Consider the following 19,472-nt stretch of genomic DNA (forward strand, 5'->3'; position numbering starts at 1 on the left):
CCACGTCACAAAAGCTGCTACACTCCGCTCCTTCGCGACATTGTGGTTTTTGTCCTTCTATTCGTTATATCTCCCTGAAAACTACACCTGTGATGGTCGGGGCGGTTCGGAGTTTTTATGTCTTTTGATTCCCTTGGTCTGAACCCGGAAATTCTGCGCGCCATCGCAGAGCAGGGCTACGTTGAGCCAACCCCTATCCAGCAGCAGGCCATTCCGGCCGTTTTGCAGGGCCGTGACCTGATGGCAAGCGCGCAGACCGGTACCGGTAAGACCGCGGGCTTTACCCTGCCGCTGCTGGAGCTGTTGGTAAAAAACCAGCCGCACGCCAAAGGCCGTCGTCCGGTGCGTGCGCTGATCCTCACCCCAACCCGCGAACTGGCGGCCCAGATTGGCGAGAACGTGCGTGAATACAGCCGCTACCTCAACATTCGTTCGCTGGTGGTTTTCGGCGGGGTAAGCATTAACCCGCAGATGATGAAGCTGCGCGGCGGCGTGGACGTGCTGGTGGCAACGCCGGGGCGTCTGCTGGATCTGGAACACCAGAACGCGGTGAAGCTCGATAACATCGAAATTCTGGTGCTGGACGAAGCCGACCGTATGCTGGATATGGGCTTCATCCACGACATTCGCCGCGTGCTGGCGAAGCTGCCGACGCGTCGTCAGAACCTGCTCTTCTCCGCGACTTTCTCCGACGAGATCAAGGCACTGGCGGAAAAGTTGCTGCATAACCCGCTGGAAGTGGAAGTCGCGCGCCGCAATACCGCCTCCGAGCAGGTGACGCAGCACGTGCACTTTGTGGATAAGAAGCGCAAGCGGGAACTGCTCTCCCAGATGATCGGCCAGGGCAACTGGCAGCAGGTACTGGTCTTTACCCGCACCAAGCACGGCGCTAACCACCTGGCGGAACAGCTCAATAAAGACGGTATTCGCAGCGCGGCGATCCACGGCAACAAGAGTCAAGGTGCGCGTACCCGCGCGCTGGCTGATTTTAAATCCGGCGACATACGTGTGCTGGTGGCAACCGACATCGCCGCCCGTGGCCTGGACATTGAAGAGCTGCCGCACGTGGTGAACTACGAGCTGCCGAACGTGCCGGAAGACTACGTGCACCGTATCGGCCGTACCGGCCGTGCGGCGGCAACCGGGGAAGCGCTCTCTCTGGTCTGCGTGGATGAACACAAGCTGCTGCGCGACATCGAACGCCTGCTGAAGAAAGAGATCCCGCGCATTGAAACCCCGGGTTATGAAGTGGACCCGTCGATCAAAGCTGAGCCAATTCAGAACGGTCGTCAGGGCGGCGGTCGCGGTCAGGGCGGCGGCGGTCGCGGTCAGCAGCCGCGTCGTGCCGAAGGTGGCGCGCCGAAATCTTCGGGCAAACCGCCGCGTCGTAATAACGACAGCAAACCAGCCGGTGAAAACCCGTGGCGTAGCGGCGAAGGGAAACCGGCAGGCGAGGGGCAGCGCCGACGCCGCCCGCGTAAACCTGCTAACCCGCAGTAATCTGGAAGCCCGGTCGTAAAGCCGGGCTTTTCTTTTTGCGGCAGCGGAGAGAAAGTGCCACAATAGTGGCTGTTTATACAGTATTTCAGGTTTTCCGATGGCTTTAACCGCTGCGCTCAAGGCGCAAATTGGCGCATGGTATAAGGCGCTACAACAGCAGATCCCCGACTTTATCCCCCGAGCCCCGCAGCGGCAGATGATTGCCGACGTGGCAAAAACGCTCGCCGGGGACGACGGACGACATCTGGCGATTGAAGCCCCGACCGGCGTCGGGAAAACCCTGTCGTATCTCATTCCCGGCATTGCCATCGCGCGGGAAGAAGACAAAACGCTGGTGGTCAGTACCGCTAACGTGGCCTTGCAGGATCAGATCTTCAGCAAAGATTTGCCGCTGCTGCGCAAAATTATCCCCGATTTACGGTTCACCGCCGCCTTTGGTCGCGGGCGCTACGTCTGCCCGCGCAATCTGGCGGCGCTGGCCAGCAGTGAACCCTCCCAGCAGGATCTGCTCGCGTTTCTTGATGACGAGCTGACGCCAAACAACAAGGCGGAGCAGGAGCAGTGTGCAAAGCTAAAGGCCGATCTCGACGGCTACAGGTGGGACGGCCTGCGGGATCACACCAGCCAGGCGATCGGCGACGACCTGTGGCGCAGGCTCAGCACCGATAAAGCGAGCTGCCTGAACCGCAACTGTCACTACTATCGCGAGTGCCCGTTCTTTGTCGCCCGGCGTGAGATTCAGGAAGCGGAGGTGGTTGTCGCCAACCATGCGCTGGTGATGGCTGCCCTGGAGAGTGAAGCGGTCCTGCCGGAGCCCAAAAACCTGCTGCTGGTGCTGGATGAAGGTCATCATCTGCCCGACGTGGCGCGGGATGCGCTGGAGATGAGTGCAGAAATTACCGCCCCGTGGTTTCGCCTGCAACTGGATCTGTTCTGCAAGCTGGTGGCAACCTGCATGGAGCAGTTCCGCCCGAAAACCACGCCGCCGCTGGCGGTCCCGGAGCGGTTGAGCGAGCACTGTGAAGAGGTGTACGGCCTCATCGCCTCGCTGAATAACATTCTCAACCTGTATCTCCCCGCCACCCAGGAAGCGGAACACCGCTTTGCGATGGGTGAGTTGCCACAGGAAGTGATGGAGATTTGCCAGCAGCTGGCGAAGCACCTTGAAAAGCTGCGCGGGCTGGCGGAGATGTTCTTAAACGATCTCAGCGAGAAAACCGGTACCCATGACGTGGTGCGCTTGCACCGCATTCTGCTGCAAATGAACCGCGCGCTGGGCATGTTTGAGGCGCAGAGCAAACTCTGGCGGCTGGCCTCGATGGCGCAGGCGTCCGGGGCGCCAGTGACAAAGTGGGCCACCCGCGAAGTGCGAGACGGGCAGGTACATCTGTTCTTCCACTGCGTGGGCATCCGCGTGGCCGATCAGCTGGAAAAGCTGATCTGGCGCAGCGTGCCGCACGTGGTAGTGACGTCGGCGACCCTGCGTTCACTGAACAGCTTCTCAAGGTTGCAGGAAATGAGCGGCCTGAAAGAGAAAGCGGGGGACCGTTTTGTGGCCCTGGACTCGCCGTTCAACCACTGTGAGCAGGGCAAGCTGGTGATCCCGCGCATGAACTATGAGCCGCTTATCGATAACGAAGAGCAGCATATTGCGGAAATGGCGGCCTACTTCCGCGAGCAGGTTGAGAGTAAAAAATACCCCGGTATGCTGGTGCTGTTTGCCAGCGGCCGCGCGATGCAACGCTTCCTGGAGCACGTCACCGATCTGCGCTTACTCCTGCTGGTGCAGGGCGATCAGCCGCGCTATCGGCTGGTGGAAACCCACCGTAAACGCATTGATAACGGCGAGCGTAGCGTGCTGGTGGGGCTACAGTCCTTTGCGGAAGGGCTGGATTTAAAAGGCGACTACCTGACGCAGGTGCATATCCATAAAATCGCTTTTCCGCCCATCGACAGCCCGGTGGTGATCACCGAAGGCGAATGGCTGAAAAGCCTTAACCGTTATCCGTTTGAAGTGCAAAGCCTGCCTGCGGCGTCGTTTAACCTGATCCAGCAGGTCGGGCGCCTGATCCGTAGCCACGGCTGCTGGGGCGAGGTGGTGATTTATGACAAACGTCTGCTCACCAAAAACTATGGCCAGCGGCTGCTGAATGCGCTGCCGATCTTCCCGATTGAGCAGCCAGAGGTGCCGGAGGTAAAAAAACGCCCGGCGAAACCCTCTGCCGGGCGTACAAAAAGCATCCGTGCAAAGAGGCGCGGTCCTACTGGTAAATAAACGTGACCTGAACAACGCTGCTGAACGTGCCGGCGGTAACGGGCAGGGCGGTGGCGTAATAGCGGGCAGAAAGCGGGAAATCGGCGGTATGATCGTCCTGATTCACCAGAACGCTGAAGCTTGCCTGCGGGGCGATGAGCATCTTATCCGGACGATCGGCCAGCTCCAGCGCCAGCCCACCGGCCGTACCGATATTAGCGAATTTGCTCGGGTGCGCGCCGTCGGCCTGGCCGAGAAATGTCGCCGTCGCCAGGGTCGTCGTTGAGGGACATTTTGAGAGCGTTAAATCAAACGCTATCCACTTGCCGGTATCCCCTACATCCTTAAAATTACCCGCGACGGCCTGACCCAGATTAACCGTCAGGTTCTGGCTGGCGCTATCCACCGTGCAGGTATTGGCGTAAATGTTGCCGGTCATTTCTATCTGAATATCCTCCGCATAAGCGTTAGCCAACAGGCCGAGGGTCAGGAAAATCAAATAACTTTTCATTGTGAACCTACTTATACGCAACGGTAATGGTCGCGACGGTGTTGGCCGGCCCGGGCGTGACGATGTCGTTTATCTGCTCGTAGCGTACCTTGAAGGGGATGTTTAAGGTTTCATTTGCGTTCGCGGGGCTTGAGGTGGTGAAGTACTCATCGAAGGCGGGAACCTTGCCATCGGTGACCATAAATACACCTACCCCTGTTGCCACACCGCTCTCGGGTGTGAGCTTAATAACCCCGCCGAAGCCCGGTACGTAGCCGTTCGTACTGCTGATCTTCAGTTCCGGCTGAACGGTTGTATTGCAGGTGATGCTGACGTTGAAGTCTTTTTCATCGGTAAGCAGGCCGGTTGTGAAAAACTGGCTCACGGGAAAATCGCCCAACACAACGGTCAGGCTTTTTGGCGAGACGGAACAGGTTACTTCCTGGAGAATGATATTCCCTGCATAGGAGATTGAGTTGGGATCACCGATGCCCTCGTGGTGATAAAGACCAATACCAAAACGGGTCTGATTTTGATCCAGTGTGCCCGATGCCACCGCAGTGCTGGTTTTGACCAGCTCCAGCGTAACGTCGAAATCAAAAGTGCGTTTACCGTCACTGGAGACGTAACCGACCGGCGTCCCCGTAGAGATACAGTTAACCCCTCCGCCTCCGCTGATGCGTTGGCCCCGATCGTTCATCAATGCCACACCAATACCGGGTACGCCAGAAGCGTAGACGCCTTTCAGGCCTGAAATTTCAGCGCCCGTGCCGTAATAGCAAGAGACAATTTCCAGCCCGCTGTCTATCGACTGGTCGCAACTCCCGGCGACATGGGTGACTTGTTCAGTACCCGGGATGGTCTCGCCAACGGTCAGCGTCGTGGGGACTGAGATGGAGGTCACGTTAATCATTTTGGGCAGATCCGGCGTGGTGCAGGTCGCCTTCGCATGCGGCATAAATAACGCGGCGGTTCCCAGAACCAGTAATAAAAAGCACTGTTTAATCATTTGCATAATCGTTAGCCTGAATGGTAATCAATGGCACTGCGCGGCAGCGTTTATGATGCTGGTTTTTTCTTTCTCATCCGTTAGCGCATAGTCAGCAACGCAGTGCTCGCTCGCCTCCTGTCCCCAGGAAACGTTGAGATGCCCTTGCTGCGGCAGACCCGAGAGGTAAGTCTGGCCGTCATTTCCGACAATAAATTCGCTGTCCTTATCCCCGGTGGTGACCGTTGCGCCGAAGGGCAGCGGTTTACCATTTTGTGTAAGCGTTATCAGGACGCGGTTACCCACGCGGGTAGTAAAGCTGGCGCGCACCACGGCCCCGCGGGTCGGCGTCACAATTTGCGCCGCGTGGGTGACGTCGGCATCCTCCGGCAGCGTTTCGGTATCCAGCGCGATGGTATTGTGACGATAAGCGGTCACGAACGGCACGACGGTATAGCCGCGGAAGTCAGTCTCCACGCCTGTCTGGTTGGTGATATGGGTGCCGTGCGTACCTGGCGCTTTCACCAGCGCGATGGTGTCACCGAGCGGCTGGCTCAGGGTTATCCCGTTAGAGTGGGCCACCACGCCGCCCTGCAAACCGACGTTCAGGGTCTGCTGATACTTATCCTGACTGACGCCTGCGCTCACTTCGCCGTAGGTCGCTTTGTAATCGGCGTTGATGCTGGTGGAGTTACCGCTGCCGGTGCTGCTCAGCCCTTCCTGGATATTCCAGTTCAGGTTGTCTTCTTTCAGCGCCGTACCGTTAAGACCGATGTTCTGCGTGGTGCCGTCTTTGGTGTTGTTCAGGTTGTACGTAGCCCAGGTATTATGCATCCAGCGATCCAGCGGAACCGAAACGCTCAGCGAGAATTGGTTGTCGTTTGTTACCTCATTACCGTCTTCATCGCTGTCGTGGGTGTTTTTGTTCATGCTGTAGCTGAGGCTGTAGCTCACGCCGTGCCAGCTGTTGTTGTAGCTGACGCTCAGGGAGGTCATGTTCTGGCTCTGGCTCCAGTAAGTTTCCTTCACCATGCTCAGCGTCACCGACCCCCAACCTTCTGGCAGCGTCTGGTCAATGGTGGCTTCTGTACGGGCGCGGCGCTGCTGGGGAGCAGACCAGTCGTCGGCGCGGGTATACGACTCCATGGTGTCGTCCAGGGTGTAAAACCCCTTGCTGTTATAGCGATAGCCCGCAAGCGAAAAGTTGGTGCCTGAACCGGCGAAATCTTTGCTGTAGCGTACGCGCCACGACTGGCCCTTGCTGGACTGCTGTTTTTTCAGCAGGGCTCTGGCGCGGGTCACGTCGATGGAGAACGCCCCGAGATCGCCCATGTTTTTCCCGGCGCCGAGCGCCTGGGACTGATAATGGCTGCTCTGCTGCACGCCGCCGTAGGCCGTGAAGCCGTGAGGTAAACCGTAGATGGCGCTTCCCTGGGCAAACGGGGTCTTTTCAACGTCTTTGTCATAAGAGCGATAACGCCCGGCGGTTACGCTGTAGCGCAGGTTTTTTTCACGCTGCAATACCGGCACGGAGGCAAACGGCACCACGAAATGGCTCTCGCTGCCGTCTGTTTCTTTCACCGTAACCTGGAGGTCACCGCTGCTGCCGGTGGGGTAGAGGTCGTTAATTTCGAATGCGCCCGGCGCGACCGTGTTCTGATAAATCACGTACCCGTTCTGGCGGACCATCACCAGCGCGTTGCTGTGGGCGGTGCCGCGAATAATAGGGGCATAGCCTTTTTCACTGTCCGGCAGCATGTCGCTGTCGGATTTCAGCTCCACGCCGGTGTAGGGGACGCTGTCAAAAACGTCGGAAGGTGAGGTGCTTTGGCCCACCGTCACGTCACTTTTCATTGCCACAATATCGCGTTGCGCATAGGTATAAACGGAGGTGAATTTCTGTTCCTCCTCGTGGCCCGTGGTGCTGCGATTCCAGGTGGAGTAGTTACGAACGCGCCATGCCCCGAGGTTGAAGCCGGGACGCAGGTTAACGTACTGGCTGCTGCTATCCTCTTCACCCTGCTGGCGCGCATGGCTCTGGCTGGCGTTGACGCTGTAATTAAGCAGGCCCGCGTTGATCCCTTCGTCAAACTCTTTCGGGTCGATGTAACCGCGTGGCACCTGTCCGAGCGCCTTTTGCGGAATACTCAGCAGCAGCTGCTGATTGCGCACGCGAAAGGTCGCGGATGCCGAAGGGATGGCGTGTAGATCGGCGCACTGACCTTCTGCCCTCAGCTGCGGATATTTTTGGGTTTTGACCCCGAGGCTCTTTAATTCGTCCAGTGTAAAACAGGGCTGAAGCGTGCTGGTGCCCTGCGGATCTTTAACTACGTTAAAGGTCACGTCACGGGTATCAATTTTATTGTTATTGATAAATACCGCGACCTGATATTTACCTGGCGCCTGACCGGGACCTTTTTCATAGACAGACAGATCGGTCTTTTCCTGCTGCGGGTTATCAATGTCCAGCAGGGCAGGGTTAAAATAATCATCAGCCAAAACCTGCTGCGCAAAGATCGCCATTGCCAGGCAACAAAAAGTCATCAGCAATGACGAAAATCGGCAGGTGAACGGCTTTTTATGGCTGTACATGATGATTTTATTACCGGGCAATATTATTAATGAACGGGTTTAGACCATGTCTGGCTGATGCTGCCGTAATCCGTAATAATGGAATACACGACGGTCGAGCCTCCGACATTGCCAGGTAAAGCAAAATGCGTTTCAGTTTTTGGCACAGCCCAGGTGGCTTTCGTGATTTTCTGACCATTCAGGGTGACGGCCTGAAAATTCATATAGAAAGGCGTGGGATTGTTCACCACTAAATCATTCCCTTCGCGATGCCATTCAAGTTTATCGGCCATATCTTCTGGTTTGCCTTTTACCGCTGACGGGCGATAGAGCAATTTAATTCGGGTGTTAATGGCAATTTGCAGCGTATTTACGCCTTCAACCTGCTTTGAGGAAGGGATCGCTTTAATATTCAGCCAGTACAGAGATTCCCTGTCTTCCGGTAAATTTCCTCCCGTACGCACTACGCGTAGTACGTTATCTTCTTTCGCATCCAGTCGGAAAAGCGGCGGGGTGATCAGGAACGGGGCTTTGGCCAGGTTTTTACCGCCGGAATCGACCCAGGACTGCACCAGATAATCCGTGGTATCTGGGTTTGAAAGACCAAGAGATGATTCCTTTTTATCTCCCTGATAGACCAGACGGGTGCCATTGATCACGACACCCGCCTGTGCCGAGGCTGCTACCAGTAAAAGAGTGCTCAGTAAATAACCGTGGCGCATAAAGATTTCTCAATAAAAAGATGAGATATTAATGCCCGCAAGAGCATTAATATCTCAGGATTGATAAGATCAGTTATAAATAACGGTGAAGGTCGATACAGAGTTAGCAGGGCCCGCAGTAACTGCCGCCTGAGTTTGAATATAACGCGCACCGAACTCCAGGTCGTTAACCTCCGTTCCGGAGGCTAAAGGATATTGCTTCGAAGGGGTATACAGAGTGACAGGCTGCCCGGAAGCGTCCATTAGCTGAATAGCTACACCAGTAGCCGCATCGGTATCGGGCGTTAATGCCAGCGTGGCATTATTATCCGCATCCGGGGTACCACCGAAGTTAATCGCAGCCGAGGTTACGGTTTCCGGACAATTGGTTAACTTAATATCAAACTTCGTGAGTGTGCTGGTAGAGCCTGCGCCGGTAAATACCGTTTTAGATACTTTTCCTAACTGAACATCTAATGGATTACTTAATCCATTCACGACCTGGCAAGCAGAATCGATAATTTCTCCGGTGAAATTAATCTGCCCTTCACCGTTGGTTTCCGCAAATGCGGATGCAGAACACCCCACCGTTGTGGCGATAAACAACCCTAATGCAACCTTGTTCATAGTAAATCCCGATGTGTTTCTGGCAAAAACGTTGCCTGGACGTTTTTACCGTTGACCCTTAATAACTTTCAGATGTTTATTTAATCAAAAAAAGGACAGGTACGAATCTTTAGTTCCAATCACAAATAATGCAAATAGTGCTTGAGTTTATTTTTTTACCTGAAAACAGCAGGTTGATAATGATCACAAAACACTATCGGGTGCGTGTTCATCGGGCTATATTGTTAACAAGATGATGCTGTCAGGAGAAATGTCGTGGATTACCGCAAAATTATCAAAGAGGTAGGGCGTGGGAAAAACCATGCTCGCGATCTGGATCAGGAAACGGCCCGTGCGTTGTACACGCATATGCTGAATGGCGACGTGCCGGATCTGGAAATGGGCGGCATTCTGATTGCGCTGCGCATCAAAGGGGAAGGTGAGGCGGAGATGCGCGGTTTTTATGAGGCCATGCAGTCGCAGACGATGCGTTTAACCCCGCCCGTCACGAAGCCGATGCCGATTGTGATCCCGACCTACAATGGCGCGCGTAAGCAGGCAAACCTCACGCCGCTGCTGGCTATTCTGTTGCAGAAACTCGGTTTCCCGGTGGTGGTGCATGGCGTGAGCGAAGATCCAACGCGCGTGCTGACAGAGACCATTCTGGAATTATTAGGCATCGAACCTACTCTCCATGCTGGCCAGGCGCAGGCCAAACTGGAGGGGAACCAGCCGGTCTATATTCCCGTGCGCGCGCTCTGCCCGCCGCTGGAAAAGCAGCTGGACATGCGCTGGCGCATGGGGGTGCGTAACAGCGCCCACACCCTGGCGAAGCTGGCGACGCCGTTTGCCGAAGACGCCGCGCTGCGTCTTTCCAGCGTCTCCCATCCGGAGTACGTGACGCGGGTCGGTCAATTCTTTGCCAAAATCGGCGGGCGAGCGCTGCTGATGCACGGGACTGAAGGGGAGGTTTACGCCAACCCGCAGCGTTGTCCACAGCTGATGCTGATTGAGCCTGCCGGGACGCGGGTCGTGCTGGAACGTGGGGAAGAGAACAGCGATGTGATCCTGCCTGAGTCGAAAGATCCGCAAGTCACCGCGCACTGGATCGTACAGTGTCTGGCCGGAAAGGTGCCGGTTCCGCAGTCTATCAAGCTGCAAATGGCCTGCTGTCTGCTGGCGGCAGGGGAAGTGGCGTCCGTGGACGCCGGGTTGCAGCGCGTGGCGCAGTCGTTTTAAGCAAAAAAAAGCCCGTCCAGTGGCGGACGGGCAAACAAGGGTAACAACAACAGGGTCAATGAGGGTTGGAGCATCTCACCAGAGGGGAGGGTGAGGATGGAGCATAATTTGTTCGATTACTTGTAGATAACCGCGGTACCGCTCAGTTTGTTATTACCGTTAGTGGAGGTGATGGTGTATCCACTTGCGCCGGCAGCGGCAGCTTTTTCCGCCAGTTTGGCTTCCAGACCGTCCAGCGTGGTTGCGCCTTCAGCACTCACCACTCCGATTTTGTTCAGATCCTGTGACTGAGTAGAGGAGACTGGCTCTACGGCGAAAGCGCCGAAAGACAGAGCGGACAGGGCAACAGCGGCAACAGCATATTTGATGGTTTTCATAGGTCAATTCTCGCAGGTTATTCTGTTAAGGGGACGATGTTCCGTCGATGTGATAAGTATCACGGTTTTTAGTGGAAGATAAAATCGAAGAGAATTGACGTGGTTGCTCAAAAAAATTGAATGACAAATAACTTATTGATTATTAATAAATTCAGAAGCGCAATTGACATTTCTTGGGGATGCGCTTTACAGAAGCCATCGGAAGGGCACGTTTTGCTACGCGTTTCGCTAAAAGTCGTGAGCGTAAAGTAAACGGCTGGCGCGGTTAACTTCGGTAAAGGAAAGTCAACGTAACTGGCTGTCTTTCGATCCTCTGCGATTATATCCTGAATGTGCCGCATTTTTTGAATCTTTCTCCTGCTGACAGGCAATACATAGCCGTACGCCAGGAATGGCTTTACGCCGTGCTTCAGGAATCGGATCCCCGCACTCTTCGCATTCCGTCAAACTTTCGCCGCGCGGAATTTCACCGCGAGCACGCGCGACCGCATCTTCAATGGTACTGTTGATCTGTTCGTTAACGGCGTCGTCATTCGCCCAGCCGGAAGCCATCATGTTCTCCTGATCTGTTTAAGCCATTCATCTTAATATGGGGTTAAAAAACGCACAGTCAAGGCGAAGGAAGGAAATGAGAACTGCATCTGCCTGGCAGATGCAGTGTGGGAAGAGAGGGCGTTATTTATAGATGGTCGCGGTGCCGTACATATGGTTATCGCCACCGGCGGCGTTCACCACGAAGCCTTTAGCCCCTTCCTGACGCGCTTTTTCGGCCAGCTTGTCCTGAAGGTCATCAAGGTTGCTTGCCCGGCTGACAGAGACCGTCCCGGCCGCACGTAGCTGGCTGGTGTCGTTGCTGTCGGTCAGAGGTTGAACGGACCAGGCTGAGAACGATGCGCCTGCCAGCGCACCCGCAATAATAAAGGTCAGATACTTTTTCATAATCACATCCTCAGGGGAAACAACAGGTGATTCCTCTTAAGTTTAGAAGCCTGACGCGCGTGATTTAGCGCAAAAATTTGATTATGATCTGCTTATTTTTTGAACGATAAATTCTGACAATTTGCTGACAGATCATAGACATACAGGTTGCTGATTTTCGTCGGTTTTTTGTGCAGCGCAGACAGATATTTACCCCCGCGCCGTCACAGGGTATCTTACGCGGCTGTCTAAAGGAGAATGCCATGACTTCCCAAAAGCCGGGATTGCACCCGCGTAACCGCCACCGTAGCCGCTACGACATGAAAGCCCTGTGCCTGAGCTGCCCGGAATTGCAGGATTTTATTGTTCAGACACCAGCCGGTGAACCGTCGGTAAACTTTGCCGATCCGCTGGCGGTTAAGACGCTGAACAAAGCGCTGCTGGCCCATTTTTATGGCGTTACGCACTGGGACATCCCGGATGGCTTTCTCTGCCCACCGGTGCCAGGACGTGCGGATTATGTCCATCATCTTGCCGATCTGCTGGCAGATGATAATGGCGGCGTGGTGCCGAAACAGGCCACCGTGCTTGATATCGGTACGGGCGCGAACCTGATCTACCCCCTGATAGGCGCACATGAGTACCAGTGGCGGTTTACCGGCAGCGAGATCGGCGCCGAGGCCTTTGCCAGCGCACAGGCCATTATCAACGCTAACCCAGGGTTAAGCCGGGCCGTTCGTTTGCGTCGTCAAAAGGATCCCGCTGCTATTTTCAACGGCATTATTCACAAGAACGAACAATATGATGCCACCCTGTGCAACCCGCCCTTCCACGACTCCGCCGCCTCCGCACGTGCGGGAAGTGAACGCAAGCGGCGTAACCTGGGCCAGGCTGAAGACGGCGCGCTGAACTTTGGCGGCCAGCAGCAGGAGCTATGGTGCGAGGGCGGGGAAGTGGCATTTATTCTGCGCATGATTGCCGAGAGTAAGGGCTTCGGTCGTCAGGTGAAATGGTTTACCACGCTGGTCTCCCGCGGCGATAACCTGCCGCCGCTTTACCGCGCGCTGACCGACGTCGGCGCGGTGAAGGTAGTCAAAAAAGAGATGGCGCAGGGCCAGAAGCAGAGCCGCTTTATCGCCTGGACCTTTATGGACGATAACAAACGCCGCAAATAGCCCCCCATCGCAGGCCGGGTAAGGCGAAGCCGCCACCCGGCTCGGTTACAGCGTCGGCTCCTGCGGAGGCAGCGGCGAAGCGGGCGGCGACAATACCTGATACGTCTGCACCGGCGCTCTCACGTTCGCCAGATCGAAGTGTTTTTTCACCATGCTGTCGAGGGCGAAGCGCACCGTCCACTGCTTAAGGGGCTGGGTGGTGAACGACACGCGCAGGGTAAAGGCAGTGTTCGTCAGCCCGACGATACCCGCGAAGGACGGTTCACCAATCACCAGCCCGCGAATGTCCTCCATCTCCATCAGTTCGCTCACCGCATCCCGCAGCGCCTGCTTCGCCTTATCTGCATCCTCATGACGATCGACATCATAATTCGCCACCACCGAACCAATGCCGCGCACAAAGTTGGCAAAGGTGGTAATCGATGACCACGGAATAATGTGGTACGCGCCGGTATCCTGACGTACGCCGACGGAGCGAATGGACATTCGTTCCACCGTGCCGGTGAGCGGTCCGATGGTCACCAGATCCCCGGTGTTCATCCCGTTCTCGAACTGGATAAAAACGCCGGTGATAATATCCTTCACCAGCGTCTGCGAACCAAAGGAGATCGCCAGCCCAAGCGCACCGGCACCCGCCAGCAGCGGGGCGATATTCACGCCGATTTCCGACAGCACAATCATGATGGTGATGGTGCTGATGATAACCGCCAGCGCGTTGCGGCACAGGGTCAGCAGCGTGCGGGCGCGGGCGCTCGGCAGCGGCCTGCCGTGGACATCCGACACCAGACGGTTTTCGATAAGGCTTGCCAGCAGCGTCCAGCCGACGGCGGAGAAGAACAGGATCAGCGCGATACGAATAAGAATATCAACGGTCTTTTCCCCCGCGCCGTTATGCAGCCAGTTCCAGAAATCAAACAGCCCCCACGCGTTCAGCAGCAGCATAATTGCCACGCAGACCGTCAGAATACGCGCCACCTTCAGGGATACCGTCATCCAGCCATTTACCCGCTTTTGCAGTTCCGGGTAGTTACGCTGAACCTGCGGCGACAGGGTGATCGTTTTCGACAGCCAGCGGGAGAGCAGGCCAGAGACAAAGGCCGCAATGCCGATAATCGCCAGGCTTTTGAACGTCGCCCCCATCATAAATTTCAGGCTATTGCCCGGATCGAACAGGGAGAAGAAACAGAGCACAATAAAATAGGCGCTGGCCAGCCAGTGCCACACCAGCGCAAAGGCGCGAATAAAGAGGCTGAAAAAGGAGAGGGAGCGATCGGCCAGGTGCAGCAGGCTGTCGGTGATCGCTTTTTTATTGTGGAAGATGAGGTACAGCGCCCAGACGGTAATGCACAGCATGATCAGCACGTTCGCCAGCGCCCCGAACTGCACGTTAACCTGGTTGGAAATAATCGGCACTGCAACCAGCAGGCCATAACCGATCAACCCGCTCAGCACGCTGAGCCGCACCGCCCAGTATTTGGCGCTCTGATCCGAAATGGCGAAGGGGCGAAGGTCCGGCACGCGCGGGCAGAAGATCAACCGCAGGAGGGCTTTAAAGAACTCAATCAGGGCAAAGGCATTGAGGAACAGACCCTGCTGAAACGCGATGGTTTTGTTTCCGGTATTAAGTCGGTCGGCCAGCATCTGGCCGACAAACAGCGTCAGGGCCAGCAGCAGCAAATCGATGACAAACGCCCCGGTAATCATTGCCGGAAGATGCAGCCAGCTGCTTTTATGCTGGTTCTTTTTGCGCCCCCACTGGCCCATTTTCCGGTAAAGCGGCCAGACAGACAGGCGCAACAGCCAGTAAAAAATGAAGACGGCGCCGGCCAGAATGGCAAACTGGGTGGCGGCTGCGGAAAAGGTGTGAGGATTAAAAGGCTTATGTGAGGTGCCAACCAGGTTGCGATAGAGCTGGGCAAAACGCGACGACAGGGCTTCCCCGTAGCGGCGACTGATGTCGGTGACGTTTTCCAGCACCGTTTTTTCTTCTTCGGCTTCCGGCGGCGCAATAGCAGGAACCGGATCCTGAGGCGGCGTGGCGGCCACCTTCCTCAGCTGATCGATCAACTCCTGTCGGGACGTGTCGTTCTCAAGCACGTCGGCCAGCGCGCCGTAGGCGGCTTTTTTCTTTTCAGCGTCTGGCTCTGGCGGCGCATTTTGCTGGGTGGCGGTGGCTCCGGTGGTAACGCCGGGAAGGGTTACAGCAAGTGATGGCGCGCTAAACAGGCTAAACAGTAGCAACAGGATCCACGGCACGGCGTCCTCCGACAAAAATATCGTGCAAAATGATAAGTATAGAGCGCGGGGAGCGGAGGGGAGTTTTTGGGAACAATCCGGCGTAAAAAAGCCGGGCATGCCCGGCTCTGGGTGTGGCTATCAGGAGACGTGTTGCAGGAACTCCTGGAGGCGCTGGCTTGGTGGGTTCGCAATCAGCGCCTGCGGATTCCCGTCCTCCGCGATACGGCCCTTATCAATGAAGATCAGACGGGACGCCACCTTTTCGGCAAAGCCGATTTCGTGGGTAACGATCACCATCGTCATGCCTTCTTCCGCCAGATCCTGCATAACTTTCAGCACTTCGTGACGCAGCTCCGGGTCGAGTGCCGACGTTGGCTCATCGAACAGCATCATCTTTGGCTTCACCGCCAGCGCACGGGCAATGGCCACGCGCTGCTGCTGGCCGCCTGACAGCTCGGAAGGATAGTGGTGGGCACGCTCCGCCAGACCAACCTTCGCCAGCAGATCTTTTGCCAGCGCTTCCGCTGCCGCTTTGCTGGCCCCGCGCACGCGCAGAGGACCAAACATTACGTTTTCCAGCGCCGTGAGGTGCGGGAACAGGTAGAACTGCTGGAACACCATGCCCGCTTCCTGACGAATCAGGCGCTCGTCCACTTTCGGATCGTTAACCTTCAGACCATCGACGATCAGATCGCCGCTGGTGATCTCCTCAAGCTTGTTAATGCAGCGCAGCAGGGTGGATTTACCGGAACCGGACGGCCCGATGATCACCACCACTTCGCCCTGCCTGATGTTCAAATCGATATTGTGCAGCACCTGGGTTGGGCCAAAGTGCTTGGAAACGTTTTTAAATTCAATCACAGGATTTTCATCCTTCTTTCAAGACGACGCAGAACAAAGCTCAGGACAAGCGTGATAATCAGATAGACAACGGCGACCGCACTCCAGATTTCCAGAGCGCGGAAGTTACCCGCGATGATCTCCTGGCCCTGACGGGTCAGTTCGGCCACGCCGATAACAATAAACAGCGAGGTGTCTTTAATGCTGATGATCCACTGGTTACCCAGCGGCGGCAGCATGCGGCGCAGCGCCAGCGGCAGGATCACGTGACGAATGGTTTCGCGACGGGAAAGACCTAACGCCAGGCCAGCTTCGCTGAAGCCTTTATGAATCGACAGCACCGCACCGCGGGTAATTTCCGCAATGTAGGCGCCGGAGTTGATCATGATGGTGACAACGGCGGCGCTGAACGGGTCGATGCGCAGGTCGGTGAAGGCCATCGGCAGGGCGAAGTAGATGAACATGACCTGCACCACAATGGGGGTGCCGCGGATCACTTCGATGAAAACCAGTGCGATGTGGTTTGCAATCCAGCCGCCGTAGGTGCGGGCGAAACCGGCCACCAGACCGATAATCAACCCGCCAACCAGACCGAGGACCGAAATCCACAGGGTCATTTTAGCGCCTTCAAGCAAGAGAGGAATGGCAGGCCAGATGGCGCTCCAGTCAAACTGCATGATGTATTCCTGTATACCGTGGTGAAAAACAAAAAACGTAGGCCCGGTAAGCGGAAGCGCCACCGGGCGTTACAAACCTGAAGTCAGGTGAAATTATTTAGGCTCGGTACCGAACCATTTTTTGTAGATTTCGTTATAGGTGCCGTTCTCTTTCAGGGTTTTTAGCGCGCCGTTAACTTTGTTACGCAGGTCGTCGCTGCCTTTCGGGAACGCAATACCGTACTGCTGAGCTTCCAGGGAATCACCTACCGCTTTGAACTTGCCATTACCGGCGGTTTTGATGAAGTAAAGGATGTTAGGCGTGTCGTGCAGCACCGCGTCAGCGCGGTTGGTGCCCAGTTCCATGTAAGCGTTGTCGATGTTCGGGAACTGACGCAGGTCTTTGGTTTTGATGTTGGCTTTCGCGTAATCAACGGAGCCGGTGCCGCTCTTCACGGCGACCACTTTACCGTCGAGATCTTTCACGCTTTTCACGTCGTTGTTATCCGCTTTCACCATCACCAGCAGGCCGCTTTTGTAGTAGCCGTCAGAGAAGTCGATGGCTTTTTCACGCTCTTCGGTAATGGTGATGCCTGCCAGCGCCAGGTCAACGTTTTTGGTTTGCAGTGCCGGGATAATGCCGCTGAAATCCATTGGCTTCAGGGTGTAATCCAGTTTGAGTTCTTTTGCGACAGCGGCCCACAGATCCACGTCAAAACCAACGTATTTATCACCCTGTTTGAATTCAAACGGTACGAACGCCGTGTCAGTCGCCACAACCAGTTTGTCGGCAGCCTGCGAGGACACCGCAAACGCCAGGGTAAGTGCAGCCAGTGAAACTTTTAATACAGACTTCATAGCATTTCCTTTTATATCCACGGGGCGATCCCCTGCGAGAACCTCAGGCACAATGAAAAAATCGTGCCAATTTTACAAGCTGTTGTTTTGCAAAGGGGATGATGTCACGCATTGCACAAAAAGCATGGCAATTCTGCCAGGTTGCACCAGAATGGAGCACCGTTTTGGTGCGCTTCGTTAAGGTCTTCTGACAGGGGGATATTTAGCGCAGAATCTGACGAAAAAACAATCTTCCGTTAACGGTTGTGTGAGGTGATTATTACATTTTATTCACTTTTGCGGCCGTCGCGGGCAAAAGTGCGCACCATAAATGTGCAAAACCCCCGCCAGGGGCGAGGGTTATTCGGACAATCCGCAGGGATTATTCGATGTTGGACTCAATGAACCACAGGAACTGATCCAGGTCGCGTGATGCGGCAGTGAAGATATCAGCGGTATCTTCATCTTTGGCTTCGCCAATCGCTTTACGAACATCATTCGCCACAATCGCATAACGATCCGCCAGCTCTTTCAGGTGATCCTGAACGGTATGGATATCCAGCGGATAGCTTTTCAATGGCGTTTTGCTGTTGATCACCTGTGTGGTACCCAGTGCCACGCCACCCAGTTGTACGGCACGTTCGGCCATGGTATCCAGGTGAGTCACCAGTGCTGTGCGGAAGCCATCCAGCATTTCATGAACGGCAATAAAGTTTGCACCGCGCATATTCCAGTGGGCCTGTTTGGTGATCAGCGAAAGATCGATGAACTGGACCACCTGGCGATTCAGCAACTCGATGGTCGCTTTTTTATCGCTATCCGATACATCGTTACGGGTATAAAGCAGATTAGACGCTTTCGTTTTCACCAGTTTAGCGGTACTCATAATCTCATATCCTCTTGATGTTTGTGTCCCAGGTAATTACGGGACTAAGTATAGCACCGGATTTTTTCTCTGCGATTTGGCTCTGCCTATTGGTTTAATAGTGAAAGGATGGTTGTATTCTCAATACTTTGAAAAATAAGTGTTTTATTTAAATTGATGCAGATCAATCTTAATTCACTTTCCAGGAAGGCGAGCAGGTGAAATATTTTGGCAATATGAGAGAGTTTGTAAGAAATTATTTGAGCTACTGACGTGGCGTATATTCTGCATGGCGGGTTAGCCATGCAGAATTTAAGGCTTAGTTGAGGTCTATTTTTTCCACTTTAGGTTCCGGACGCATGGTCAGGGTGGAGCCCATTGACGCCGCGATAATGGAACAGAGCGCCAGCGTTTGTACCAGGGTCAGGGTTTCACCGAGGAAAATCATTCCTGAGATGGCGGCCAGCGCGGGCTCCATGCTCATGAGCGTACCAAAAATGCGTGTGGGCAGGCGCGTCAGGGCGATCATCTCCAGAGAGTAGGGCAGCGCCGTGGAGAGAATGGCAACCGCCAGCCCAACCGGCAGGATTGACCATTGCCATATTGAGTCTGTCGCTTGTGCCATTCCAATCGGGACAAAGATAACGGCGGCAATCAGCGAGCCTAAGGCGACCGTCGCGGGGCCGTGCTCTTCCCCCGCACGCTGGCCAGTGAGAATATACACCGCCCAGCATGCCCCCGCGCCCAGCGCCAGAGCTGCCCCTGTCAGATCGATTTGTGAAACGCTTTGCCCGAGCGGCAGCAGGAACCATAGCCCCAGCACGGCCAGTACGACCCAGATAAAGTCTACCGGACGACGAGAAGAGAAGAGGGCAACCGCCAGCGGGCCGGTAAATTCAAGCGCGACCGCGATCCCCAGCGGGATCGTCTGAATAGAGAGATAGAACATGTAGTTCATCCCTCCCAGCGCCAGCCCATAAAAAAGCAGTGGCAGTCGCTGCTCCTTTTTAAACCGTAGCCGCCAGGGTTTAAAAACAACCACGAGGATCAGGGTGCCTAATGCGATACGCAGCGCCGTGACGCCGGGCGCACCAACCAGCGGAAACAGCGATTTTGCCAGCGACGCGCCGCTTTGTATGGACATCATCGCGATAAGTATGACTGCCACCGGCATCCAGACCGACGATTTACGAGGTAAACCTGGCATCCTTTCTCCT

The 19,472-nt window shown here is 55.3% G+C and carries 18 protein-coding genes; 4 read left to right on the plus strand and 14 right to left on the minus strand.

All coding sequences use genetic code 11. The features are described from left to right. Positions 1-117 precede the first annotated feature (117 nt). Entirely contained in the window at positions 118-1,500 is a 1,383-nt protein-coding gene (gene rhlE / locus ACQG1Y_RS07275) for an ATP-dependent RNA helicase RhlE (RefSeq protein ID WP_017693771.1), read from the plus strand. Between the two features lie 97 nt (positions 1,501-1,597). Continuing rightward, positions 1,598-3,775: an ATP-dependent DNA helicase DinG gene (gene dinG / locus ACQG1Y_RS07280; RefSeq protein WP_015571073.1), complete on the plus strand. Its 2,178-nt coding sequence runs from the start codon at positions 1,598-1,600 to the stop codon at positions 3,773-3,775. Here dinG and ACQG1Y_RS07285 read toward each other — a convergent pair. The 5 genes from ACQG1Y_RS07285 to ACQG1Y_RS07305 all read right to left on the minus strand — a co-directional run bounded on the left by ACQG1Y_RS07285 (position 3,762) and on the right by ACQG1Y_RS07305 (position 9,131). Then, positions 3,762-4,265 carry a fimbrial protein gene (locus ACQG1Y_RS07285; RefSeq protein ID WP_033486369.1) on the minus strand — a complete coding sequence of 168 codons (504 nt, stop codon included), beginning with the start codon at positions 4,263-4,265 and terminating at the stop codon, positions 3,762-3,764. The genes dinG and ACQG1Y_RS07285 overlap by 14 nt on opposite strands. Positions 4,266-4,272: 7 nt before the next feature. Continuing rightward, entirely contained in the window at positions 4,273-5,259 is a 987-nt protein-coding gene (locus tag ACQG1Y_RS07290; RefSeq protein ID WP_086524349.1) for a fimbrial protein, read from the minus strand. A 21-nt stretch (positions 5,260-5,280) separates the two neighbouring features. Continuing rightward, positions 5,281-7,824 carry a fimbria/pilus outer membrane usher protein gene (locus tag ACQG1Y_RS07295; protein WP_414234598.1) on the minus strand — a complete coding sequence of 848 codons (2,544 nt, stop codon included), beginning with the start codon at positions 7,822-7,824 and terminating at the stop codon, positions 5,281-5,283. Positions 7,825-7,850: 26 nt separating this feature from the next. Beyond that, positions 7,851-8,525: a fimbrial biogenesis chaperone gene (locus ACQG1Y_RS07300; protein WP_017693767.1), complete on the minus strand. Its 675-nt coding sequence runs from the start codon at positions 8,523-8,525 to the stop codon at positions 7,851-7,853. Between the two features lie 69 nt (positions 8,526-8,594). Next, on the minus strand, positions 8,595-9,131 hold the full coding sequence (locus ACQG1Y_RS07305; RefSeq protein ID WP_015571068.1) for a fimbrial protein: 537 nt from the start codon (positions 9,129-9,131) through the stop codon (positions 8,595-8,597). 255 nt (positions 9,132-9,386) lie between these two features. Between ACQG1Y_RS07305 and ybiB the strand changes: the two genes are divergently transcribed. Continuing rightward, on the plus strand, positions 9,387-10,349 hold the full coding sequence (gene ybiB, locus ACQG1Y_RS07310) for a DNA-binding protein YbiB (protein ID WP_017693766.1): 963 nt from the start codon (positions 9,387-9,389) through the stop codon (positions 10,347-10,349). A 116-nt stretch (positions 10,350-10,465) separates the two neighbouring features. On the opposite strand, the gene ybiJ is transcribed toward ybiB, so the two are convergent. The 3 genes from ybiJ to mcbA all read right to left on the minus strand — a co-directional run bounded on the left by ybiJ (position 10,466) and on the right by mcbA (position 11,665). Continuing rightward, on the minus strand, positions 10,466-10,726 hold the full coding sequence (gene ybiJ / locus ACQG1Y_RS07315) for a DUF1471 family protein YbiJ (RefSeq protein ID WP_032670284.1): 261 nt from the start codon (positions 10,724-10,726) through the stop codon (positions 10,466-10,468). Positions 10,727-11,011: 285 nt separating this feature from the next. Then, positions 11,012-11,278 (minus strand): DksA/TraR family C4-type zinc finger protein, encoded by a 267-nt coding sequence (locus ACQG1Y_RS07320; protein ID WP_017693765.1) that lies wholly within the window; start codon positions 11,276-11,278, stop codon positions 11,012-11,014. 123 nt (positions 11,279-11,401) lie between these two features. Next, entirely contained in the window at positions 11,402-11,665 is a 264-nt protein-coding gene (gene mcbA, locus ACQG1Y_RS07325) for a DUF1471 family periplasmic protein McbA (protein WP_003858470.1), read from the minus strand. 242 nt (positions 11,666-11,907) lie between these two features. Between mcbA and rlmF the strand changes: the two genes are divergently transcribed. Further along, positions 11,908-12,819 carry a 23S rRNA (adenine(1618)-N(6))-methyltransferase RlmF gene (gene rlmF, locus ACQG1Y_RS07330; protein WP_017384919.1) on the plus strand — a complete coding sequence of 304 codons (912 nt, stop codon included), beginning with the start codon at positions 11,908-11,910 and terminating at the stop codon, positions 12,817-12,819. A gap of 45 nt (positions 12,820-12,864) precedes the next feature. Here rlmF and ybiO read toward each other — a convergent pair whose 3' ends face one another. The 6 genes from ybiO to rhtA form a co-directional block, all read right to left on the minus strand. Beyond that, positions 12,865-15,075 carry a mechanosensitive channel protein gene (ybiO, locus tag ACQG1Y_RS07335; RefSeq protein WP_023303335.1) on the minus strand — a complete coding sequence of 737 codons (2,211 nt, stop codon included), beginning with the start codon at positions 15,073-15,075 and terminating at the stop codon, positions 12,865-12,867. A gap of 120 nt (positions 15,076-15,195) precedes the next feature. After that, complete coding sequence (gene glnQ / locus ACQG1Y_RS07340; RefSeq protein WP_006809503.1) at positions 15,196-15,918, minus strand: glutamine ABC transporter ATP-binding protein GlnQ; 723 nt, start codon at positions 15,916-15,918, stop codon at positions 15,196-15,198. Next, positions 15,915-16,574 (minus strand): glutamine ABC transporter permease GlnP, encoded by a 660-nt coding sequence (gene glnP / locus ACQG1Y_RS07345; protein WP_003858462.1) that lies wholly within the window; start codon positions 16,572-16,574, stop codon positions 15,915-15,917. Before glnP ends, glnQ begins: the two co-directional genes overlap by 4 nt. Before the next feature lie 93 nt (positions 16,575-16,667). Then, positions 16,668-17,411, minus strand: coding sequence for a glutamine ABC transporter substrate-binding protein GlnH (gene glnH, locus ACQG1Y_RS07350; protein WP_368740468.1), 744 nt, complete (start codon positions 17,409-17,411; stop codon positions 16,668-16,670). Positions 17,412-17,772: 361 nt separating this feature from the next. Beyond that, positions 17,773-18,276, minus strand: coding sequence for a DNA starvation/stationary phase protection protein Dps (dps, locus tag ACQG1Y_RS07355; RefSeq protein ID WP_000100801.1), 504 nt, complete (start codon positions 18,274-18,276; stop codon positions 17,773-17,775). Between the two features lie 298 nt (positions 18,277-18,574). Beyond that, positions 18,575-19,462 (minus strand): threonine/homoserine exporter RhtA, encoded by an 888-nt coding sequence (gene rhtA / locus ACQG1Y_RS07360; RefSeq protein WP_017384917.1) that lies wholly within the window; start codon positions 19,460-19,462, stop codon positions 18,575-18,577. Between the last annotated feature and the right edge of the window lie 10 nt (positions 19,463-19,472).

Source organism: Enterobacter cloacae complex sp. 397G4, assembly GCF_050031515.1.
Classification (GTDB): Bacteria; Pseudomonadota; Gammaproteobacteria; order Enterobacterales; family Enterobacteriaceae; genus Enterobacter; species Enterobacter hormaechei_C.